The 16,838-nt window shown below is 65.0% G+C and carries 13 protein-coding genes; 8 read left to right on the top strand and 5 right to left on the bottom strand.

Annotated elements, in window-relative coordinates:
• Window positions 1-53 precede the first annotated feature (53 nt).
• Window positions 54-1,289 (bottom strand): MFS transporter, encoded by a 1,236-nt coding sequence (locus HGR_RS04040; RefSeq protein WP_006296811.1) that lies wholly within the window; start codon window positions 1,287-1,289, stop codon window positions 54-56.
• Window positions 1,290-1,527: 238 nt separating this feature from the next.
• Between HGR_RS04040 and HGR_RS04035 the strand changes: the two genes are divergently transcribed.
• Genes HGR_RS04035 through HGR_RS04025 form a run of 3 tightly spaced genes read left to right on the top strand, consistent with a single transcriptional unit; the run spans window position 1,528 to window position 7,139 of the window.
• On the top strand, window positions 1,528-3,510 hold the full coding sequence (locus HGR_RS04035; RefSeq protein WP_006296810.1) for a DNA topoisomerase IV subunit B: 1,983 nt from the start codon (window positions 1,528-1,530) through the stop codon (window positions 3,508-3,510).
• Between the two features lie 11 nt (window positions 3,511-3,521).
• Window positions 3,522-5,900, top strand: coding sequence for a DNA topoisomerase IV subunit A (gene parC, locus HGR_RS04030; protein ID WP_006296809.1), 2,379 nt, complete (start codon window positions 3,522-3,524; stop codon window positions 5,898-5,900).
• Between the two features lie 45 nt (window positions 5,901-5,945).
• Window positions 5,946-7,139 (top strand): FAD-dependent monooxygenase, encoded by a 1,194-nt coding sequence (locus HGR_RS04025; protein WP_006296808.1) that lies wholly within the window; start codon window positions 5,946-5,948, stop codon window positions 7,137-7,139.
• 38 nt (window positions 7,140-7,177) lie between these two features.
• On the opposite strand, the gene HGR_RS04020 is transcribed toward HGR_RS04025, so the two are convergent.
• The 4 genes from HGR_RS04020 to ppsR all read right to left on the bottom strand — a co-directional run bounded on the left by HGR_RS04020 (window position 7,178) and on the right by ppsR (window position 10,282).
• The gene (locus HGR_RS04020; RefSeq protein WP_006296807.1) at window positions 7,178-7,588 is read right to left on the bottom strand and encodes an ExbD/TolR family protein; all 411 of its coding nucleotides are present in this window, start codon (window positions 7,586-7,588) and stop codon (window positions 7,178-7,180) included.
• Between the two features lie 38 nt (window positions 7,589-7,626).
• On the bottom strand, window positions 7,627-8,355 hold the full coding sequence (locus HGR_RS04015) for a MotA/TolQ/ExbB proton channel family protein (protein ID WP_006296806.1): 729 nt from the start codon (window positions 8,353-8,355) through the stop codon (window positions 7,627-7,629).
• 39 nt (window positions 8,356-8,394) lie between these two features.
• A complete protein-coding gene (locus HGR_RS04010) occupies window positions 8,395-9,249 on the bottom strand; it encodes an energy transducer TonB (RefSeq protein ID WP_006296805.1) in 855 nt (284 codons plus the stop codon).
• Window positions 9,250-9,448: 199 nt separating this feature from the next.
• A complete protein-coding gene (ppsR, locus tag HGR_RS04005; protein WP_006296804.1) occupies window positions 9,449-10,282 on the bottom strand; it encodes a posphoenolpyruvate synthetase regulatory kinase/phosphorylase PpsR in 834 nt (277 codons plus the stop codon).
• A 204-nt stretch (window positions 10,283-10,486) separates the two neighbouring features.
• Between ppsR and ppsA the strand changes: the two genes are divergently transcribed.
• The 5 genes from ppsA (at window position 10,487) to HGR_RS03980 (ending at window position 16,559) form a co-directional block, all read left to right on the top strand.
• The gene (gene ppsA / locus HGR_RS04000) at window positions 10,487-12,889 is read left to right on the top strand and encodes a phosphoenolpyruvate synthase (RefSeq protein WP_006296803.1); all 2,403 of its coding nucleotides are present in this window, start codon (window positions 10,487-10,489) and stop codon (window positions 12,887-12,889) included.
• A gap of 247 nt (window positions 12,890-13,136) precedes the next feature.
• Complete coding sequence (locus tag HGR_RS03995) at window positions 13,137-13,433, top strand: hypothetical protein (protein ID WP_006296802.1); 297 nt, start codon at window positions 13,137-13,139, stop codon at window positions 13,431-13,433.
• Window positions 13,430-14,011, top strand: a complete 582-nt coding sequence (locus HGR_RS03990) for a tetratricopeptide repeat protein (RefSeq protein WP_006296801.1) — start codon at window positions 13,430-13,432, stop codon at window positions 14,009-14,011. Before HGR_RS03995 ends, HGR_RS03990 begins: the two co-directional genes overlap by 4 nt.
• A 168-nt stretch (window positions 14,012-14,179) precedes the next feature.
• Window positions 14,180-14,437, top strand: coding sequence for a DUF4212 domain-containing protein (locus HGR_RS03985; protein WP_006296800.1), 258 nt, complete (start codon window positions 14,180-14,182; stop codon window positions 14,435-14,437).
• 1 nt (window position 14,438) lies between these two features.
• Window positions 14,439-16,559: a sodium:solute symporter family protein gene (locus HGR_RS03980; RefSeq protein ID WP_006296799.1), complete on the top strand. Its 2,121-nt coding sequence runs from the start codon at window positions 14,439-14,441 to the stop codon at window positions 16,557-16,559.
• Window positions 16,560-16,838: the final 279 nt, after the last annotated feature.

Below are 16,838 nucleotides of genomic sequence, written 5' to 3'. Positions count from 1 at the left end.
CCGCCGCCGCGAGTGCGGCGGTCCAGGACAGCAGGCGTTGCAGGCGCGTCATGTCAGACCCCTTGCGCGGTCGGGGCGTGGCGCTGGATGGCGGCCTCGCGCACCGGCAGGTTGATCAGCGCCGCGAAGACCCCCAGCGCAATCGAGATGTACCAGACCACGTCATAGCTGCCGGTCTTGTCATAGAGGTAGCCCCCCAGCCAGACGCCAAGGAAGCTGCCGATCTGGTGGCTGAAGAAGACGAAGCCGCTGAGCATGGACAGGTGCGCCACCCCGAAGATCTGCGCGATGGCCGCGTTGGTCGGCGGCACGGTGGACAGCCACAGCACGCCCATGACCGCCGCGAACAGGTAGACGCTGGTGGGTGTCAGCGGCGCCAGCAGGAAGGCGATGATGGCGATCGAACGGCCAAAATAGATGAAGGCCAGGATGTTTTTCTTGGCCAGCTTCTGGCCCAGTTGCCCCGCTGTGTAGGTGCCGAAGATGTTGAACAAACCGACCAGGGCCAGCGCGTAGCTGGCGACCTGCGGTTGCAGGCCATGGTCCTTGAGGTAACTGGGCAGGTGCACGCCGATGAAGACCACCTGGAAACCGCAGACGAAGTACCCGGCCATCAGCATCACAAAGCTCGGGTAGCCGAAGGCTTCACGCAGGGCCTGCACGATAGTCTGTTCGCGCTTCGGCGGCGCGCCCTTGGCGAAGCCCGGCTCACGCAGCAGCAGCCCCAGCGGCACGATGAGCAAGACCACCATGGCCAGCAGCACCAGGGCCTGCTGCCAACCGAAGCTGGCGATGAAGATGCCTTCCACCGGCACCATGAAGAACTGCCCGAAGGAGCCCGCCGCCGCCGTGATGCCCATGGCCCAGGAGCGTTTTTCGGGCGGGATGTTGCGGCCGATCACGCCATAGATCACGGCGTAGGTGGTGCCGGCCTGGGCCATGCCGATCAGCACGCCAGACGACAGCGCGAACAGCAGCGGCGTGCTCGCGTGGGCCATGCCCGCCAGGCCCAGCGCGTAGAGCAGGCCGCCCACGAGGATGACCTTGAGCGCGCCAAAGCGGTCGGCCAGCATGCCCGAGAAGATGCCCGCCACGCCCCACGCCAGGTTCTGGATGGCAATGGCGAAGGCAAAAGTCTCCCGCGTCCATCCCTGGGCTTGGGTGACGGGCTGCAGCCAAAGACCGAAGCCGTGGCGGATGCCCATGGACAGCGTGACGATGGCACCACCGCAGATCAGGACCTGCGCGAGGGTGAGGGGCTTGGGAGGGACGATGGAGGCGGAGTTCATGGCGGTGATCTAACCTGTTGTGTGCTTGATGTATCCGGTGCGCTCACGCTGGCAGCGCTGTCTCGCCTGGCACTGTAGCGTTTTTGCCGCAAGTGCGTCGCCACGCACGCGACCCGCGGGACGCGAGGCCGCATCAAACACGCCGTAAAGCGCGTCATCAGCGAGGGGCGCGGCTGGATGTGCATCCAGTTGATGTGCGTCCTGCCACTACAATCGCGCCGAAAAAGCGAGCAAGCCCATGGCGACCAAACCTACCCCTGAATATTCCGAAGGTTCCATCCGCGTCCTCAAAGGGCTGGAGCCGGTGCAGCAGCGGCCGGGCATGTACACCCGAACCGACAACCCGCTGCACATCATCCAGGAAGTGCTGGACAACGCGGCCGACGAAGCCTTGGCCGGTCACGGCAAACGCATCGCCGTCATCCTGCACGCGGACGGCTCGGTCAGCGTGGAGGATGACGGGCGCGGCATCCCGCATGGTTTGCATCCGGAAGAGAAGGTGCCGGTCATCGAGATCGTCTACACGCGCTTGCACGCGGGCGGCAAATTCGACAAGGGCTCGGGCGGGGCCTACAGCTTCTCCGGCGGTCTGCACGGCGTGGGCGTGTCCGTGACCAACGCCCTGGCCAAGCGGCTGGAGGTGATGAGTTACCGCGAAGGGCAGGTCGCCACCATGGCCTTCGCTGGCGGCGCGGTCGAGGAAAAATTGCGCGCCCGTGCCCAGAAAAGCGAGGACCGCAAGTCCGGCACCACGGTGCGCGTCTGGCCCGACGCCAAGTACTTCGAGTCCGCCGCCTTGCCCATGGGCGAACTCACACACCTGCTGCGCAGCAAGGCCGTGCTGATGCCCGGCGTCACCGTCACGCTGACGGTGGAGAAGGGCAAGGATGGCAAGGCCTCCGACACCCAGACTTGGCTCTACAAAGGCGGCCTGCGCGACTACCTGATGCAAACGCTCACGGCCGACCCGGTGATCCCGCTGTTCGAGGGCGAGGGGTACGCCGTGGACAACGACAGTTTCGCCGAGGGCGAGGGCGCGGCCTGGGCCGTGGCCTTCACGGAGGACGGCGCGCCCGTGCGCGAGAGCTACGTCAACCTGATCCCGACCAGCGCGGGCGGCACGCACGACAGCGGACTGCGCGATGGCCTCTTCAACGCGGTCAAGAGCTTCATCGACCTGCACTCCCTGCTGCCCAAGGGCGTGAAGCTGCTGCCCGAGGATGTGTTCGCGCGCGCCAGCTACGTGCTGTCCGCCAAGGTGTTGGACCCGCAGTTCCAGGGCCAGATCAAGGAACGCCTGAATTCACGCGACGCCGTGCGGCTCGTGTCCAGCTTCGTGCGTCCCGCGCTGGAGCTCTGGCTCAACCAGCACGTCGAGTACGGCAAGAAGCTGGCCGAGTTGGCCATCCGCGCCGCCCAAACCCGCCAGCGCGCGGGCCAGAAGGTGGAGAAGAAAAAGGGCAGCGGCGTGGCCGTGCTGCCGGGCAAGCTGACCGACTGCGAAAGCAAGGACCTCGCGCACAACGAACTCTTCCTCGTCGAGGGCGACAGCGCGGGTGGCAGCGCGAAGATGGGCCGCGACAAGGAAAGCCAGGCCATCCTGCCCCTGCGCGGCAAGGTGCTCAACACCTGGGAGGTCGAGCGCGACCGCCTCTTCGCCAACACCGAAATCCACGACATCTCGGTCGCCATCGGCGTGGACCCGCACGGCCCGAACGATGAGCCCGACCTGAGCGGCCTGCGCTACGGCAAGATCTGCATCCTCTCCGACGCGGACGTGGACGGCTCGCACATCCAGGTGCTGCTGCTCACGCTCTTCTTCCGCCACTTCCCCAAGCTGATCGAGACCGGCCATGTCTACGTGGCGCGCCCGCCGCTGTTCCGCGTGGATGTGCCCGCGCGCGGCAAAAAGCCTGCCAGCAAAGCCTATGCCCTGGACGAAGGGGAACTGACCGCCATCCTCGACAAGACCGCCAAGGAAGGCGTGGCCAAGGAACGCTGCCAGATCAGCCGCTTCAAGGGCCTGGGTGAAATGAACGCCGAGCAGCTTTGGGAAACCACGCTCAACCCAGACACGCGCCGCCTGCTGCAAGTGCAACTCGGCGGCTACGACACACGCCAGACCGAGGGCGAAATCACCAAGCTCATGGGCAAGGGCGAAGCCGCCGCGCGCCGTGAGCTGATGGAGTTGCATGGGGATTCCGTCGAAATCGACGTGTGAGTTGAACCAACATGAGCACTGAAACCACCGATCTGAACCAGGGCGAAACGGGCGACAGCCTCTGGCTCGCCAACTACGCCCAGCGCGCCTACCTCGAGTACGCGCTGTCCGTCGTCAAGGGCCGGGCCTTGCCCGACGTGAGCGACGGGCAAAAACCCGTGCAGCGCCGCATCCTCTACGCCATGGAGCGCATGGGCCTGGGCTACAGCGGCAACACAGCCGCCAAACCGGTCAAGAGTGCGCGCGTGGTCGGTGACGTGCTGGGCCGTTTCCACCCGCACGGCGACCAGGCTGCCTACGACGCGCTGGTGCGCATGGCGCAAGACTTCGCGCAGCGCTACCCGCTGATCGACGGTCAGGGCAACTTCGGCAGCCGCGACGGTGACGGCGCGGCCGCCATGCGCTACACCGAGGCGCGCCTGGCCAAGATTTCCTCCCTGCTGCTCGACGAAATCGACGAGGGCACGGTGGACTTCATGCCCAACTACGACGGCTCCACCGAGGAGCCCAAGCAGTTGCCGGCGCGCCTGCCGTTCACCTTGCTCAACGGCGCGAGCGGCATCGCCGTGGGCTTGGCGACCGAGATCCCCAGCCACAACATCAGCGAAGTGGCCGCGGCCTGCGTGGCCCTGATCAAGACCCCCAAGCTCAAGGACGAGGAACTGTTCGAGCTGCTGCCGGGGCCGGATTACCCGGGCGGCGGGCAGATCATCAGCGCCGAGGCCGACATTGCCGAGGCCTACCGCACCGGACGCGGTTCGCTGAAAGTCCGCGCGCGCTGGAAGATCGAGGAACTGGCGCGCGGCCAGTGGCAATTGGTCGTGACCGAACTGCCGCCGGGCGTGAGCACGCAGAAGGTGCTGGAGGAAATCGAGGAACTCTCCAACCCCAAGGTCAAGGCGGGCAAGAAGACCGTCACCCAGGAGCAGACGCAACTCAAGTCCACGCTGCTGTCCGTGCTGGACGGTGTGCGCGACGAGTCCAGCAAGGACGCGCCGGTGCGCCTGGTCTGCGAGCCCAAGACCAGCAAGATCGACCAGAACGAACTGATCACCACGCTGCTGGCTCACACCAGCCTGGAAACTTCCGCGCCCATCAACCTGACCATGGTGGGCTTGGACGGCAAGCCGGTGCAGAAGTCCATGCGCCAGATGCTGGAGGAGTGGATCGCCTTTCGCCGGCAGACCATCGCGCGGCGCTCGCAGCACCGCCTGGGCAAGGTGCAGGACCGCATCCACATCCTCGAGGGGCGGCAGACCGTGCTGCTCAACGTGGACGAGGTCATCAAGATCATCCGCAACTCGGACGAGCCCAAGCCCGCGCTGATCAAGCGCTTCCGCCTGAGCGACCGTCAGGCCGAGGACATCCTCGAAATCCGCCTGCGCCAGTTGGCGCGGCTGGAAGCGATCAAGATCGAGCAGGAATTGGCTGAACTGCGCGGTAAGGAAAAAGAACTCCAGGACATCCTGGGCAGTCCGGCCGCGCTGCGCAAGCTGATGGTCAAGGAGATCGAGGCCGACGCCAAGGCTTTTGGCGATGCGCGCCGCACCCTGATCCAAGCCGAAAAGAAGGCCGTGGCCGAAGTGAAGGTCATCGACGAACCGGTCACCGTCGTGGTGTCGCAAAAGGGCTGGGTGCGTGCCCGCCAGGGCCACGGCCATGACGCGGCCAGCTTCGCCTTCAAGGCGGGCGACGGCCTGTACGGCACCTTCGAATGCCGCACGGTGGACGTGATGCTGGCTTTCGGCAGCAATGGCCGCGTCTATTCCGTGCCCGTCTCGGCTTTGCCAGGTGCGCGCGGCGATGGCCAGCCCTTGACGACGATGGTCGAGTTGGAAGCCGGAACGCAATTGGTCCATTACTACGCGGGTCCGGCCTCGGCCTGGCTGCTGCTGTCCACCTCGGGGGGCTACGGTTTCCTGGCCCAGGTGGAGCACATGGTGTCGCGGCAAAAGGGCGGCAAGGCCTTCATCAACTGCGGCAGCGACGGCACGCCCGACACCGTCTGCCGTCCCTCGATGGCGCACGCGCCCAACCCCGCCACGGGAGTGGTCGCGAGCGCGGCCGAGGGCGGTTTGCACAGCCCGGCCAGCCACGTGGTCTGCGTGTCCACGGGCGGGCGCATCCTGAGCTTCCAGATCGGTGAACTCAAGCCCATGCCCAGCGGCGGTCGCGGCCTGATGCTGATCGATCTGGAACCCAAGGACCAACTGGCCGGCGCGGCGGCCTACACGCGCAGTGTGCGCATCGAAGGCCTGGGCCGGGGCGGCAAGGAGCGCGACGAGACGCTGGAAATCCGCAGCCTCAACAACGCCAAGGCCGCGCGGGGCCGCAAGGGCAAGGCGGCAGACCTGGGCTTCAAGCCCACGGCCGTCACGCGGGTCGAATGAAGCCCCGCGCCAGCGGCTCAAGTTGTGCCAGGCAGGTAGCGACCGATGCTGCCTGAGGTCCTGATCGCGGGCGGCGGCATCGGCGGATTGGCCGCCGCGCTGGCCTGCCGCCGCGCTGGCTGCCGTGTGCGTCTGTACGAGCGCACGCGAGAGTTCAGCGAGGTCGGCGCCGGCATCCAACTCGGCCCGAACGTGGTGCGTGTCTTGCACGCATGGGGGCTGAAAACGGATCTGGCCGAAGTGGTGGCGCGCCCGGATCGCGTGGAGGCGCGGCGCGCGGCGGACGGCACCTTGCTGGCCAGCCTGCCGTTGGCGGACTTTGCACAACGCTACGGCGCGCCTTACTTCACCATCCACCGCGCTGATCTGCACCAATTGTTGCTTCAGGCGCTTCGGCGCGAACAGGCCGACAGCCTGTGGCTTCACACCGGCCGCGCGCTGGAGGCCTACGAAGCTTCGGCGCAGGCGGTGCGCGTGCGCTTCGAGGACGGGCTGGAGGTGGAGGGCGATTTGCTCATCGGTGCCGATGGCCTCTGGAGCCGGGTGCGCGCCCAGTTGCTGGGCGATGGACCGCCACGCCCCACGGGTCATCTGGCCTACCGCGCCTTGGTGCGGCAGGCCGAGTTGCCGGCCAAGCTGCGCAGCCCCTGCGTGACGGTGTGGCTGGGGGCAGGCTTGCATGTGGTGGCTTACCCGGTGCGTGGGGGCGAGTGGCTCAATGTCGTGGCCCTCGTCGAAGGACCCGCGCCCGCGGACCCCGCGCAGTGGGACCATGCGGCGAACGCCGAGGACCTGCGGGCTTGCTTGGCCGAGGCCTGCGCGCCCTTGCGCGATCTGGTGGCGGCGGTGCCGTCCTGGCGCTTGTGGGCCTTGAACGACCGCCCGCCCGTGCGGGAAGCGGCCCAGATGGCGCAAGGCCGCGTGGCTCTGCTGGGCGACGCGGCCCACCCCATGCGCCCTTACCTGGCCCAGGGCGCGGGCATGGCCATCGAAGATGCTGACCAACTAGGACGCTTGGTGGGCCAAGCGCGCGAGCTTGGCAACCTGATCGACACACCCGTGCTGCTGCAGCGCTACGCGCTCAACCGCTGGCAACGCAATGCGCAAGTGCAGACACGCGCTGCCCGCAATGGGCGCATCTACCACCTCAGCGGCCCTGCGGCCTGGGCGCGTGACGCGGGGCTGCGCTTGCTGGGTGCGCGGCTGATGGACCAATCCTGGTTGTATGGCGGGGCCTGATCGCCCAGGCCGGCTACCCAAACCGCCCGCGCCTGTCTTTACTTGACCGGTTCGGTCACGAAGCCGATTTTTTTCAGCCCCGCTTGCTGGGCGATGGCCATGGCTTTGGCCACGTGCTCGTAGCGCACCGCCTTGTCGCCGCTGATGTGCAGGTCGGGCACGGGATCGCGCTTGGCCTCGGCCTGAAGCACGCTGGGCAGTTCAGCGGCGGTGATGGGGCTGCCGTTGAGGTTGTACTCACCGGCGGCGTCCACGGCCAGGCGCAGGGTCTCGGGCTTGATCTCCTCGCGCTGGCTGCTGGCCTGCGGCAGGCTGACCTGGATGGAGTGGTTCATCACCGGCACGGTGATGATGAAGACGATGAGCAGCACCAGCATGACGTCCACCAGGGGCGTCATGTTGATCTCGCCCATCACCTCGTCGCTGTCGTTGGAGCTTGAAAAGGACATGGTGCTGACCGTTCAGATGCGGGGTGCGAGGGCCACGCTCAGGCCTTCTTCATGGAGACGACCTTTTGCTTGGCGTGGCTGTGCACGCGCGCTCCGGTCACGAAGTAGGCATGCAGATCGTGCGCGAAGCTGTTGAGCTGACCCAGCACGGCCTTGTTGCCGCGCACCAGGGCGTTGTTGCCCAGCACCGCGGGAATGGCCACGGCCAGACCGAAGGCCGTCATGATGAGGGCCTCACCGATGGGGCCGGCCACCTGGTCGATGCTGGCTTGGCCCGAGGCGCCGATGGACAGCAGCGCGTGGTAAATGCCCCAGACTGTGCCGAAGAGGCCGATGAAGGGCGAGGTGGAGCCCACGGTGGCCAGCACGGCCAGTCCGCCTTGCAGCTTGGCCGTCGCGTTGTCGATGCTGTTGCGCAGGCTGCGCGTGACCCAGTCGCTCACGTCCAGGCTGTCGTGCAACTGCGCCTTGGCGTTGCGATGGTGCAGCGCGGCCTCGCGGCCCTCCTCGGCCAGGGCGCGGAAGAAGTTGTCTTGCGGGTGCCTGTCCTTGGGCAGGTTGAGGCGGTTCAAGCCCTCGGCCAGGTCAGTGCTGCGCCAGAAATCCTCCGTCAGCGCGGCTTGCTTGCGGCAGCGCATCAGGTCCAGGGCCTTGAGCACGATCACCACCCACGATGCGATGGACATGCCCAGCAGCAGCAGGGCCACGCTGCGCGTGATCCAGTCGCCCTGGGACCAGACGTGGGACAGACCGAATTGCGAATCCATAAACGAAAACTCCAGATGAAATGGGGAACCGGTCGAGCGTTATTGCTCGAGCACGAAATTGATCGGCACGTTGAACCACATGGCCTCAGCTTGGCCGTCACGCTGACCCGGCAGGAAGCGCCAGCCACGAACGGCCGCCACGGCGGTGCGGTCCAGCCGGGGGTAACCACTGGACTTGCCGAGTTCCGCTCGCAGCACCTCGCCCTTGGTGCCGACCAGCACGCGCACGAGGACCTGGCCCTGCTCGTTCATGCGCCGGCTGATGTCCGGGTAGGCGGGGTGCTTGTTGTACAGATAGCTCGCGTCCACCGTGGGTTGTTGCGTGCGCTGGGGCGGGGGCGGAGCCGCTGACTGCTGCGCCACCACGGGTGTCTCGATTGGCGCCGCGTCGGTTTGCGGGGTTGTGGGCTGAGGTGTTTCTTGCACCAGTGGAGACGGCGTTTCTTGCAGCGCCGGCGTCGGCGGTACCTGCTGGGGCGGAACAGGGGTGTTGGGGCGGGGTTGCGGCTTGGGCGCGGACTGCGGCTGGGCCGCCACGTTGGGGGTGGGGGGGGCAACGATCTCGCTGATCAGTTCGCCGTTCACCAAGGTTTCCGTCGACCCGGGCTTGGAGCCGCCCTGGTGGACCAGCCAGATCGCGCCCGCGTGCGCCAGCGCGACCGCCACGGCCACATGGAAGCGCCGATCCCGCAGGACTTGCAGCAGTGTATGGCGCAGGGCCGGCCAACGCGCCATCCAGCGTGCTGGCAGCGCACGTGCCCAGGCCATGGCCTGGCCCGGCGCGCGTTGGGTCGAGCGGCCAGCGTGCTCACGCTCGCGTGTGCCCACGTGCGTGGCGCGGCGCGCGGCGGAGCCATCAGCGGGCAGGGGAGGGACTCGGAGACCAGGGTTCACGGGTGGCTGCAGAGAGGAGGTGCGGGCGGGGTGCGAGCGTGGGGTCATCGAGCATGGCACGAATGCAAGCAGCCGCGATGGAAACCAAACGCTGCTTTGACCTGCTGGTCCCCACGATCATGGACTGCATTATATGAATAAGAACCATTCCTAACAAGTTCTGTTGGGCACGATGGCGTGTGCGCAACCCAGTCCTTGATCAGTAAGCTAGCCGCTCCGGCTTGATCTCTTGCAGGATGGTGGTGGCGATTTCCTCGATGCTCTTGGTGGTCGTCGAGAGCCAGCGGATGCCCGTGCGCCGCATCATGGCCTCTGCGGCGGAGACTTCGTAGCGGCAGTTCTCCAGGCTGGCGTACTTGGAGTTGGGGCGGCGCTCGTTGCGGATCTGGGCCAGGCGGGTGGGGTCGATGGTCAGGCCGAAAAGCTTCTTTTTGAGCGGGGTCAGTGCCGGGGGGAGTTGCTGGCGGTCGAAGTCCTCGGGGATCAGCGGGTAGTTGCCGACCTTGAGTCCGTACTGCATCGCGAGGTAGAGCGAGGTCGGCGTCTTGCCGCTGCGCGACACACCCACCAGGATCACGTCCGCGCTGGAGAGGTTGTTGTTGGACTGCCCGTCGTCGTGCTCCAGGCTGTAATTGATGGCCTCGATGCGGTCGTTGTAGGCCTGGCTTTTGCTGATGTCGGAGAAACGACCAATGCGGTGGTTGGACGTGAGGCCCAGCTCTTGCTCCAGCGGGTGGACGAAGGCACCGAACATGTCCAGCATCATGCTTTGAGGCGAGTCGGAGCAGGCGCCCCCGATGATGGCGCGCACTTCCTCGTTGACCAGGGTCGTGAAAACGATGGGCCGCTTACCCTCGATCTCGGCGGTGTGCCGGATTTGCCGCACGGCCTGATGCGCCTTCTCGGCGTTGTCCACGAAAGGCAGTCGAACGTGGCGGAACTGGGCTTCGAACTGGGCCAGCACGGCGTTGCCGAAGGTTTCAGCGGTGATGCCGGTGCCATCGGAGATGAAGAAAACGGTGCGATTGGGCATGGTCAGGGGGACGGGCGTGAGGAGAGCAGGGCGGGGCGTCTGGCCGACTCCCTTAGAATGGCGGGCGGTCTTGAACGGCTGCCCTGAATTCTTCCACATGTCCTTCGCCGCAAGTTCCCGCCCGACTCGAAGAAATACAAAGGCCATCGGAACGTCGCCAGTTCGCGGACATGCCCCGGTTTTTAAACTCTGGAGTATTCCACCATGTCTGAACGTTTCAGCCCGACCGCCCTGGTCGTACCGTTCGAAAACCTGAGGATGAGCGACGTCGAGGTCGTGGGCGGCAAGAACGCCTCGCTCGGCGAAATGATTTCCCAGCTGCCGCAGGGCGTGCGCGTGCCCACCGGTTTCGCGACCACCGCCCACGCCTTCCGTCAGTTCCTGGCGCATGCAGGCCTGGCCGACAAAATCAGCGCCAAGCTCAAGGCCCTGGACGTGGAAGATGTGCGCGCACTCGCCGCCACCGGCGCCGAGATCCGCGCCATGGTCGAGGCCCAGCCCTTTCCGGCCGACCTCGAACAAGCCATCCGTGACGAATTCGCCAAGCTGTCCGCGGGCAACCCCAAGGCTTCCTTCGCGGTGCGTTCGTCCGCGACGGCCGAGGACTTGCCCGACGCCTCCTTCGCCGGCCAGCAGGAAACCTTCCTGAACGTGACGGGCATCGACGAGGTGCTGCACAAGATGAAGGAGGTGTTCGCCTCCCTCTACAACGACCGCGCCATCAGCTACCGCGTGCACAAGGGCTTCGCCCATGATTTGGTGGCTCTGTCGGCCGGCGTGCAGCGCATGGTGCGTTCCGATCAAGGCGCGGCCGGCGTGATGTTCACCATCGACACCGAGAGCGGCTTCAAGGACGTGGTGTTCATCACCTCCAGCTACGGCCTGGGCGAGACGGTGGTGCAGGGCGCCGTGAACCCCGATGAGTATTACGTCTTCAAGCCCACGCTGAAGGCGGGCAAGAAGTCGGTGGTGCGCCGCAACCTCGGCTCCAAGCTGATCCAGATGGTGTTCTCGACCCCCGAGGAAAAGAAAGCCACGGGCAAGCTGGTCCAGACCATCGATGTGCCGACCGAGCAGCGCAACCGCTACTCGCTCACCGATGCCGAGGTGGAGCAACTGGCCAAGTACGCCTTGATCATCGAAGAGCACTATGGCCGCCCGATGGACATCGAGTGGGGCAAGGACGGCACGGACGGCCAGCTCTACATCCTGCAGGCGCGTCCCGAGACGGTGAAGAGCCAGTCCGAGGGCAAGGTGGAGCAGCGCTACAAGCTCAAGGGCGACCAGGCCAAGAAGAGCACGGTGCTGGCCGAAGGCCGTGCCATTGGCCAGAAGATCGGCACGGGTCCCGTGCGCATCGTCCAATCCTCGGCTGAGATGGACAAGGTGCAGCCGGGTGACGTGCTGGTCACGGACATGACGGACCCGAACTGGGAGCCGGTGATGAAGCGCGCCAGCGCCATCGTCACCAACCGTGGCGGGCGCACCTGCCACGCGGCCATCATCGCGCGCGAGTTGGGCATTCCCGCGGTCGTGGGCACGGGCGACGCGACTGAAAAGGTCAGCGATGGCACGCTGGTGACCGTGGCCTGCTCCGAGGGCGATACGGGCTACATCTACGACGGCTTGCTGGACACCGAGATCACAGAAGTCAAGCGTGGCGAGATGCCCGGCATCCCCGTCAAGATGACGATGATCGTCGGCACGCCCTCGCTGGCCTTTGAGTTCTCGCAGATTCCGAATGCGGGCGTGGGTCTGGCGCGCCTGGAGTTCATCATCAACACCAACATCGGCGTGCACCCGCAGGCCATCCTCGACTATCCCAACGTGGACGCCGACCTGAAGAAGGCCGTGGAGTCCGTGGCCCGCGGCCACGCCTCTCCGCGTGCCTTCTACGTGGACAAGCTGGCCGAGGGCGTGGCGACGATCGCCGCAGCCTTCTACCCCAAGCAGGTCATCGTGCGCCTGTCCGACTTCAAGAGCAACGAGTACCGCAAGCTGATCGGCGGCAGCCGCTATGAGCCCGAGGAAGAGAACCCCATGCTGGGCTTCCGCGGCGCCTCGCGCTACATCAGCGAGGACTTCTCCGAAGCCTTTGCGATGGAGTGCGCGGCCATGAAGCGCGTGCGCGACGAGATGGGATTGACCAACGTCGAGTTGATGGTGCCTTTCGTGCGCACCGTTGGCCAGGCCAAGAAGGTGATCGACCTGATGGCCAAGAACGGCCTCAAGCGGGGCGAGAACGGCCTCAAGGTCGTGATGATGTGCGAGGTGCCTTCCAACGCCATCCTGGCCGATGAGTTCCTGGAACACTTCGATGGTTTCTCGATCGGCTCCAACGACATGACCCAGCTCACCCTGGGCCTGGACCGCGATTCCGGCATGGAACTGCTGGCCGTCGATTTCGACGAACGTGACGCCGCCGTGAAATTCATGGTGGAGCGCGCCATCGTCGCCTGCCGCAAGCAGAACAAGTACGTCGGCATCTGCGGCCAGGGTCCCAGCGACCATCCCGACTTCGCCAAGTGGCTGATGGAAAAAGGCATCACGTCCATCTCGCTCAACCCCGACTCGGTGGTGGACACCTGGCAGAAATTGGCCAGCTGAGACAGCGATTCCATCGCGATGAAAGCCACGCGTCTGCGTGGCTTTTTTTTGGGCTGTGTCGATCCAAGACGCGCTCCGGCTCTGTCAGGAAAAACCCTTGTCTAGGAAAACCCCGGCTGGTGCGCAGGTCCGATTCCAGCGACGATAGTCAGCGTCTTGTAAGAATTATCCCCACAGATCAACGGAAATAAAGGGGTGTTCGGCGAGTTTGTTCATTCATTCGTCTCATTGAGACCAGCCTGACACCATGTTGACTGCCTCCCTCTACATCAAGCTGATTGCTGAAATTGCGCTCATGGCCCTGCTCGGGCAATGGGTGTTGGGCCTCCTGGCGGGTGCGCGTAAGCATCAGAATTTTTTCTACCAAGCGCTCTCTGCCATCGGACGACCTTTTGTGTGGCTGGCGCGTCAGCTCTCACCCCGGGTTGTGCTGGACCAGCATGTTCCCTTGGTGGCGTTTCTCTTGCTGGCCTTCGTCTGGTTGGCCGTCACGCTCTACCGCATCCAGACTTGCATTCAGATCGGCGTGGAGTTGTGCCGATGAGTCCGCGTCTGCCGTACCCGTTCTTGAAATGGCAGGCCATCGCCCTGCTGATGCTCAACCGCCGGGACGCCGCCTTGCGGTGTTTCGCGGCCATGCTGGTGTCGCGGCCCGGTGACCGTTACGCCCTCGCGAGCCAAGCCCATGTGCTGGCTCAGCAAGGACGCATGAAGGACGCCTTGGCCGCCCAAGAGCGCTTGGTCCGCGAGGGACAAGCGCCTCTGGCCGCCGACTGGTTCAACCTCGGCTATCTGCTGGAGGAACTCGGTCATCCGGAGCGCGCCGAACAGGCCTTGCGCCGCGCACTTGAAATCGACCCAAAGATGGATCGCGCCTGGTACGGCTTGGCCTTGGTGCTGATCCAGGCCCGCCGCTATGACGAAGCGGTGGTGGCCTTGAGGAAGAACACGGAACTGCAACCCATGAGCCCGTTCGGCTGGTACCAGCTGGCCCGGGTTCATGTGGATCGGCATGAGCCTGAGGAGGCGGTGAAGATCATTCGCCATCTCCACGGATTCGAACCCAAGGTCGCTGCCCAACTCGAACGCGAAACCGGACTGCGCGCGTCGCCGTCCACTTGATTCGACGTTCGCGTTTGGCAGTGTCCTAACCGGGAGCGCTGTCCGCGTCACGCGGGGAGTGCTGCAGGAGAGAGTCGCAACCAAGTTCGCAGGCCACGAGGAGACAGGGGTGGCGGTTGCAGCGCAGTGAGCAACTTGCCCGCGAGGGCGTCTTGGAGGTACATCAGCATGCAGTTGACCGAATCGCATCGCCAGTACTGGCGTAAGAACCTCAACATCACGGCAGTTTTGCTGGCGATATGGTTCGTCGTGACTTTCGTGGTCGGGTACTTTGCGCGTGACCTGAATTTCACATTCTTTGGCTGGCCCTTCAGTTGGTGGATGGGGGCGCAGGGCGCCCTGGTGATCTATTGCCTGATCATCGCCTTCTATGCCAGCTACATGGGCAAGCTGGACGAGGAACATGGCGTCGCCGAGGAGAAATAACATGGCTGGAATCTTTGGTGCATCCACGGAAAGCAAGGCCACGTCGGCTGAGATCAACGCCTTTCAGAAGCAGCTGAACAAGGTCTACGGCTGGTATTTGGGCGGCTTCATCGTCTTCATCCTGGTGCTGGCGGTCCTGGAGCAGATGGGGCTGCCGCGCGATTGGATCGGCTTCATCTTCCTCTTGGCCACGGTGGCCTTGTACGCTGGCATCGGCATCATGAGCCGAACCACGGACGCTGCCGAGTACTACGTGGCCGGACGTCGCGTGCCAGCCATTTACAACGGGATGGCGACCGGCGCGGATTGGATGAGCGCCGCGTCCTTCATCGGCATGGCGGGGACCTTGTACCTGACTGGCTACGGAGGTCTGGCCTTCATCATGGGTTGGACCGGCGGCTACTGTCTGGTGGCGCTGTTCCTGGCGCCCTACCTGCGCAAATTCGGGCAGTTCACGATTCCTGACTTCCTGGGCGCGCGTTACGAGGGCAACCTGCCGCGGTTCATCGGCATCGTGGCCGCCATTCTCTGTTCCTTCACCTATGTGGTGGCGCAGATTTATGGCGTCGGTCTCATCACCGCGCGTCTCTCGGGTCTGGCGTTCGAGATCGGGATTTTCGTGGGCTTGGGCGGCATCTTGGTTTGCTCGTTCCTCGGTGGCATGCGCGCCGTGACCTGGACGCAGGTGGCGCAGTACATCATCCTGATCATTGCGTATCTGGTGCCGGTCGTTTGGCTTTCGGTGAAGCAGACGGGCGTGCCGATTCCGCAGGTCGTCTATGGCTATCAGCTGCAGAAAGTCACCGAGGCTGAAACCAAGCTGATCAATGATCCGAAGGAGCAAGAGGTCATCGCCATCTTCAAGGCCAACGCCGATGCGCTGGAGGCCAAGCTCAAGGACGTTCCTGCCGCCCTGGCGGCGGATCGTGCCGCCGCTGAAAAGAAGGTGGCCGACTTGAAAGCCTCGAATGCACCGGCTGCTGAGATCGCCGCGGCGGAAAAAGCGCTGGCCGCCGTGCCGCCGACCGAGGCAGAAGCCATCAAGACTTGGACAGCGGCGCGCAACGCCAATCTGGCGCGCGCCAAGCCCCTGGCGGGCATGCCCCGGCATGCGCAGATTTACAGCGGCAATCCGGATGGCACACCGGCCGAGAAGGAGGCGTTCGACAACTCCCGGCGCAACTTCCTGGCGCTCATTTTCTGCCTGATGGTCGGCACGGCCGCATTGCCGCACATCCTGATGCGCTACTACACCGTGCCCTCGGTGCGGGACGCGCGCAAGTCGGTGGGTTGGTCCTTGTTCTTCATCTTCTTGCTGTACTTCACCGCGCCGGCCTTGGCCGTGCTGGTCAAGTTCGAGGTTTTCAACGTGCTCGTTGGGACTCCGTTCAACCAATTGCCCGAATGGATCGCGGCCTGGACGGCGGTGGACCCGTCACTGCTCTCGGTGGCGGACGTCAACAAGGACGGCATCTTCCAGTTGGGCGAAATGCGCATCGGCGGCGACATCATCGTGCTGGCGACGCCCGCCATCGGTGGCTTGCCCTATGTGATCTCGGGCATGGTGGCCGCGGGTGGTCTGGCGGCGGCCCTGTCCACGGCGGACGGCCTGTTGCTGACCATCGCCAACGCCTTGTCGCATGACCTGTACTACAAGATGATCGACCCCAACGCCTCGACGACGCGCCGGGTCACGATCTCCAAGGTCCTGCTGCTGGTGGTGGCCTTGTGCGCGGCCTACGTGGCGGCTCAGAAGCCTGCGGACATCCTGTTCCTGGTGTCGGCGGCCTTCTCCTTCGCGGCGGCGGCCTTCTTCCCGGCCCTGGTGCTCGGCATCTTCTGGAAGCGCGCCAACAAATGGGGCGCCTCCTTGGGCATGATTGCGGGCTTGGGCATCACCTTCTACTACATGGTGACCACCCAGCCCTGGCTGCGCGGCGTCTTTGGCGTGACCAGCCCCGTGGAACTGTGGTGGGGCATCCAGCCGATCTCGGCCGGTCTCTTTGGCGTGCCCGTGGGCATCGCGGTGATCATCATCGTGAGCCTGCTCACAGGGGCGCCCAAGCAAGAGACGCAGGAGTTGGTGGAGCACGTGCGCTACCCTGAGCTGAAGCGCGTTTGAATTGGCGACGCGGGATGACGCGCCGGGTCTGGGGCGCGCACCCGAAGCCCGGTCCCGCAGGGGCCGGGCTTTTTTTGCTGACCTGCGCCCGAGCAGATCCCACCGCCTTGGCGCAGCTTGCGCGTCGCGCCTCGTTTGGCGGCGGCGCCTGGAACAGCGGCTGGGCGGGCGGGGTAGAGGGAGTGAATGCCGGGGCCGGGACTGAGGTGGCGGGCCCCACGCTTGCTCTCGTTCACTTTGGCCTGCGCTATAATCGCGGGCTTTCCCCTTGCCGCACCC

Source organism: Hylemonella gracilis ATCC 19624, assembly GCF_000211835.1.
In the GTDB taxonomy this organism is placed as follows: domain Bacteria; phylum Pseudomonadota; class Gammaproteobacteria; order Burkholderiales; family Burkholderiaceae_C; genus Hylemonella; species Hylemonella gracilis.
The sequence above is the reverse complement of the archived record's forward strand: the minus strand, read 5'-3'. Positions and strand labels throughout refer to the sequence as shown.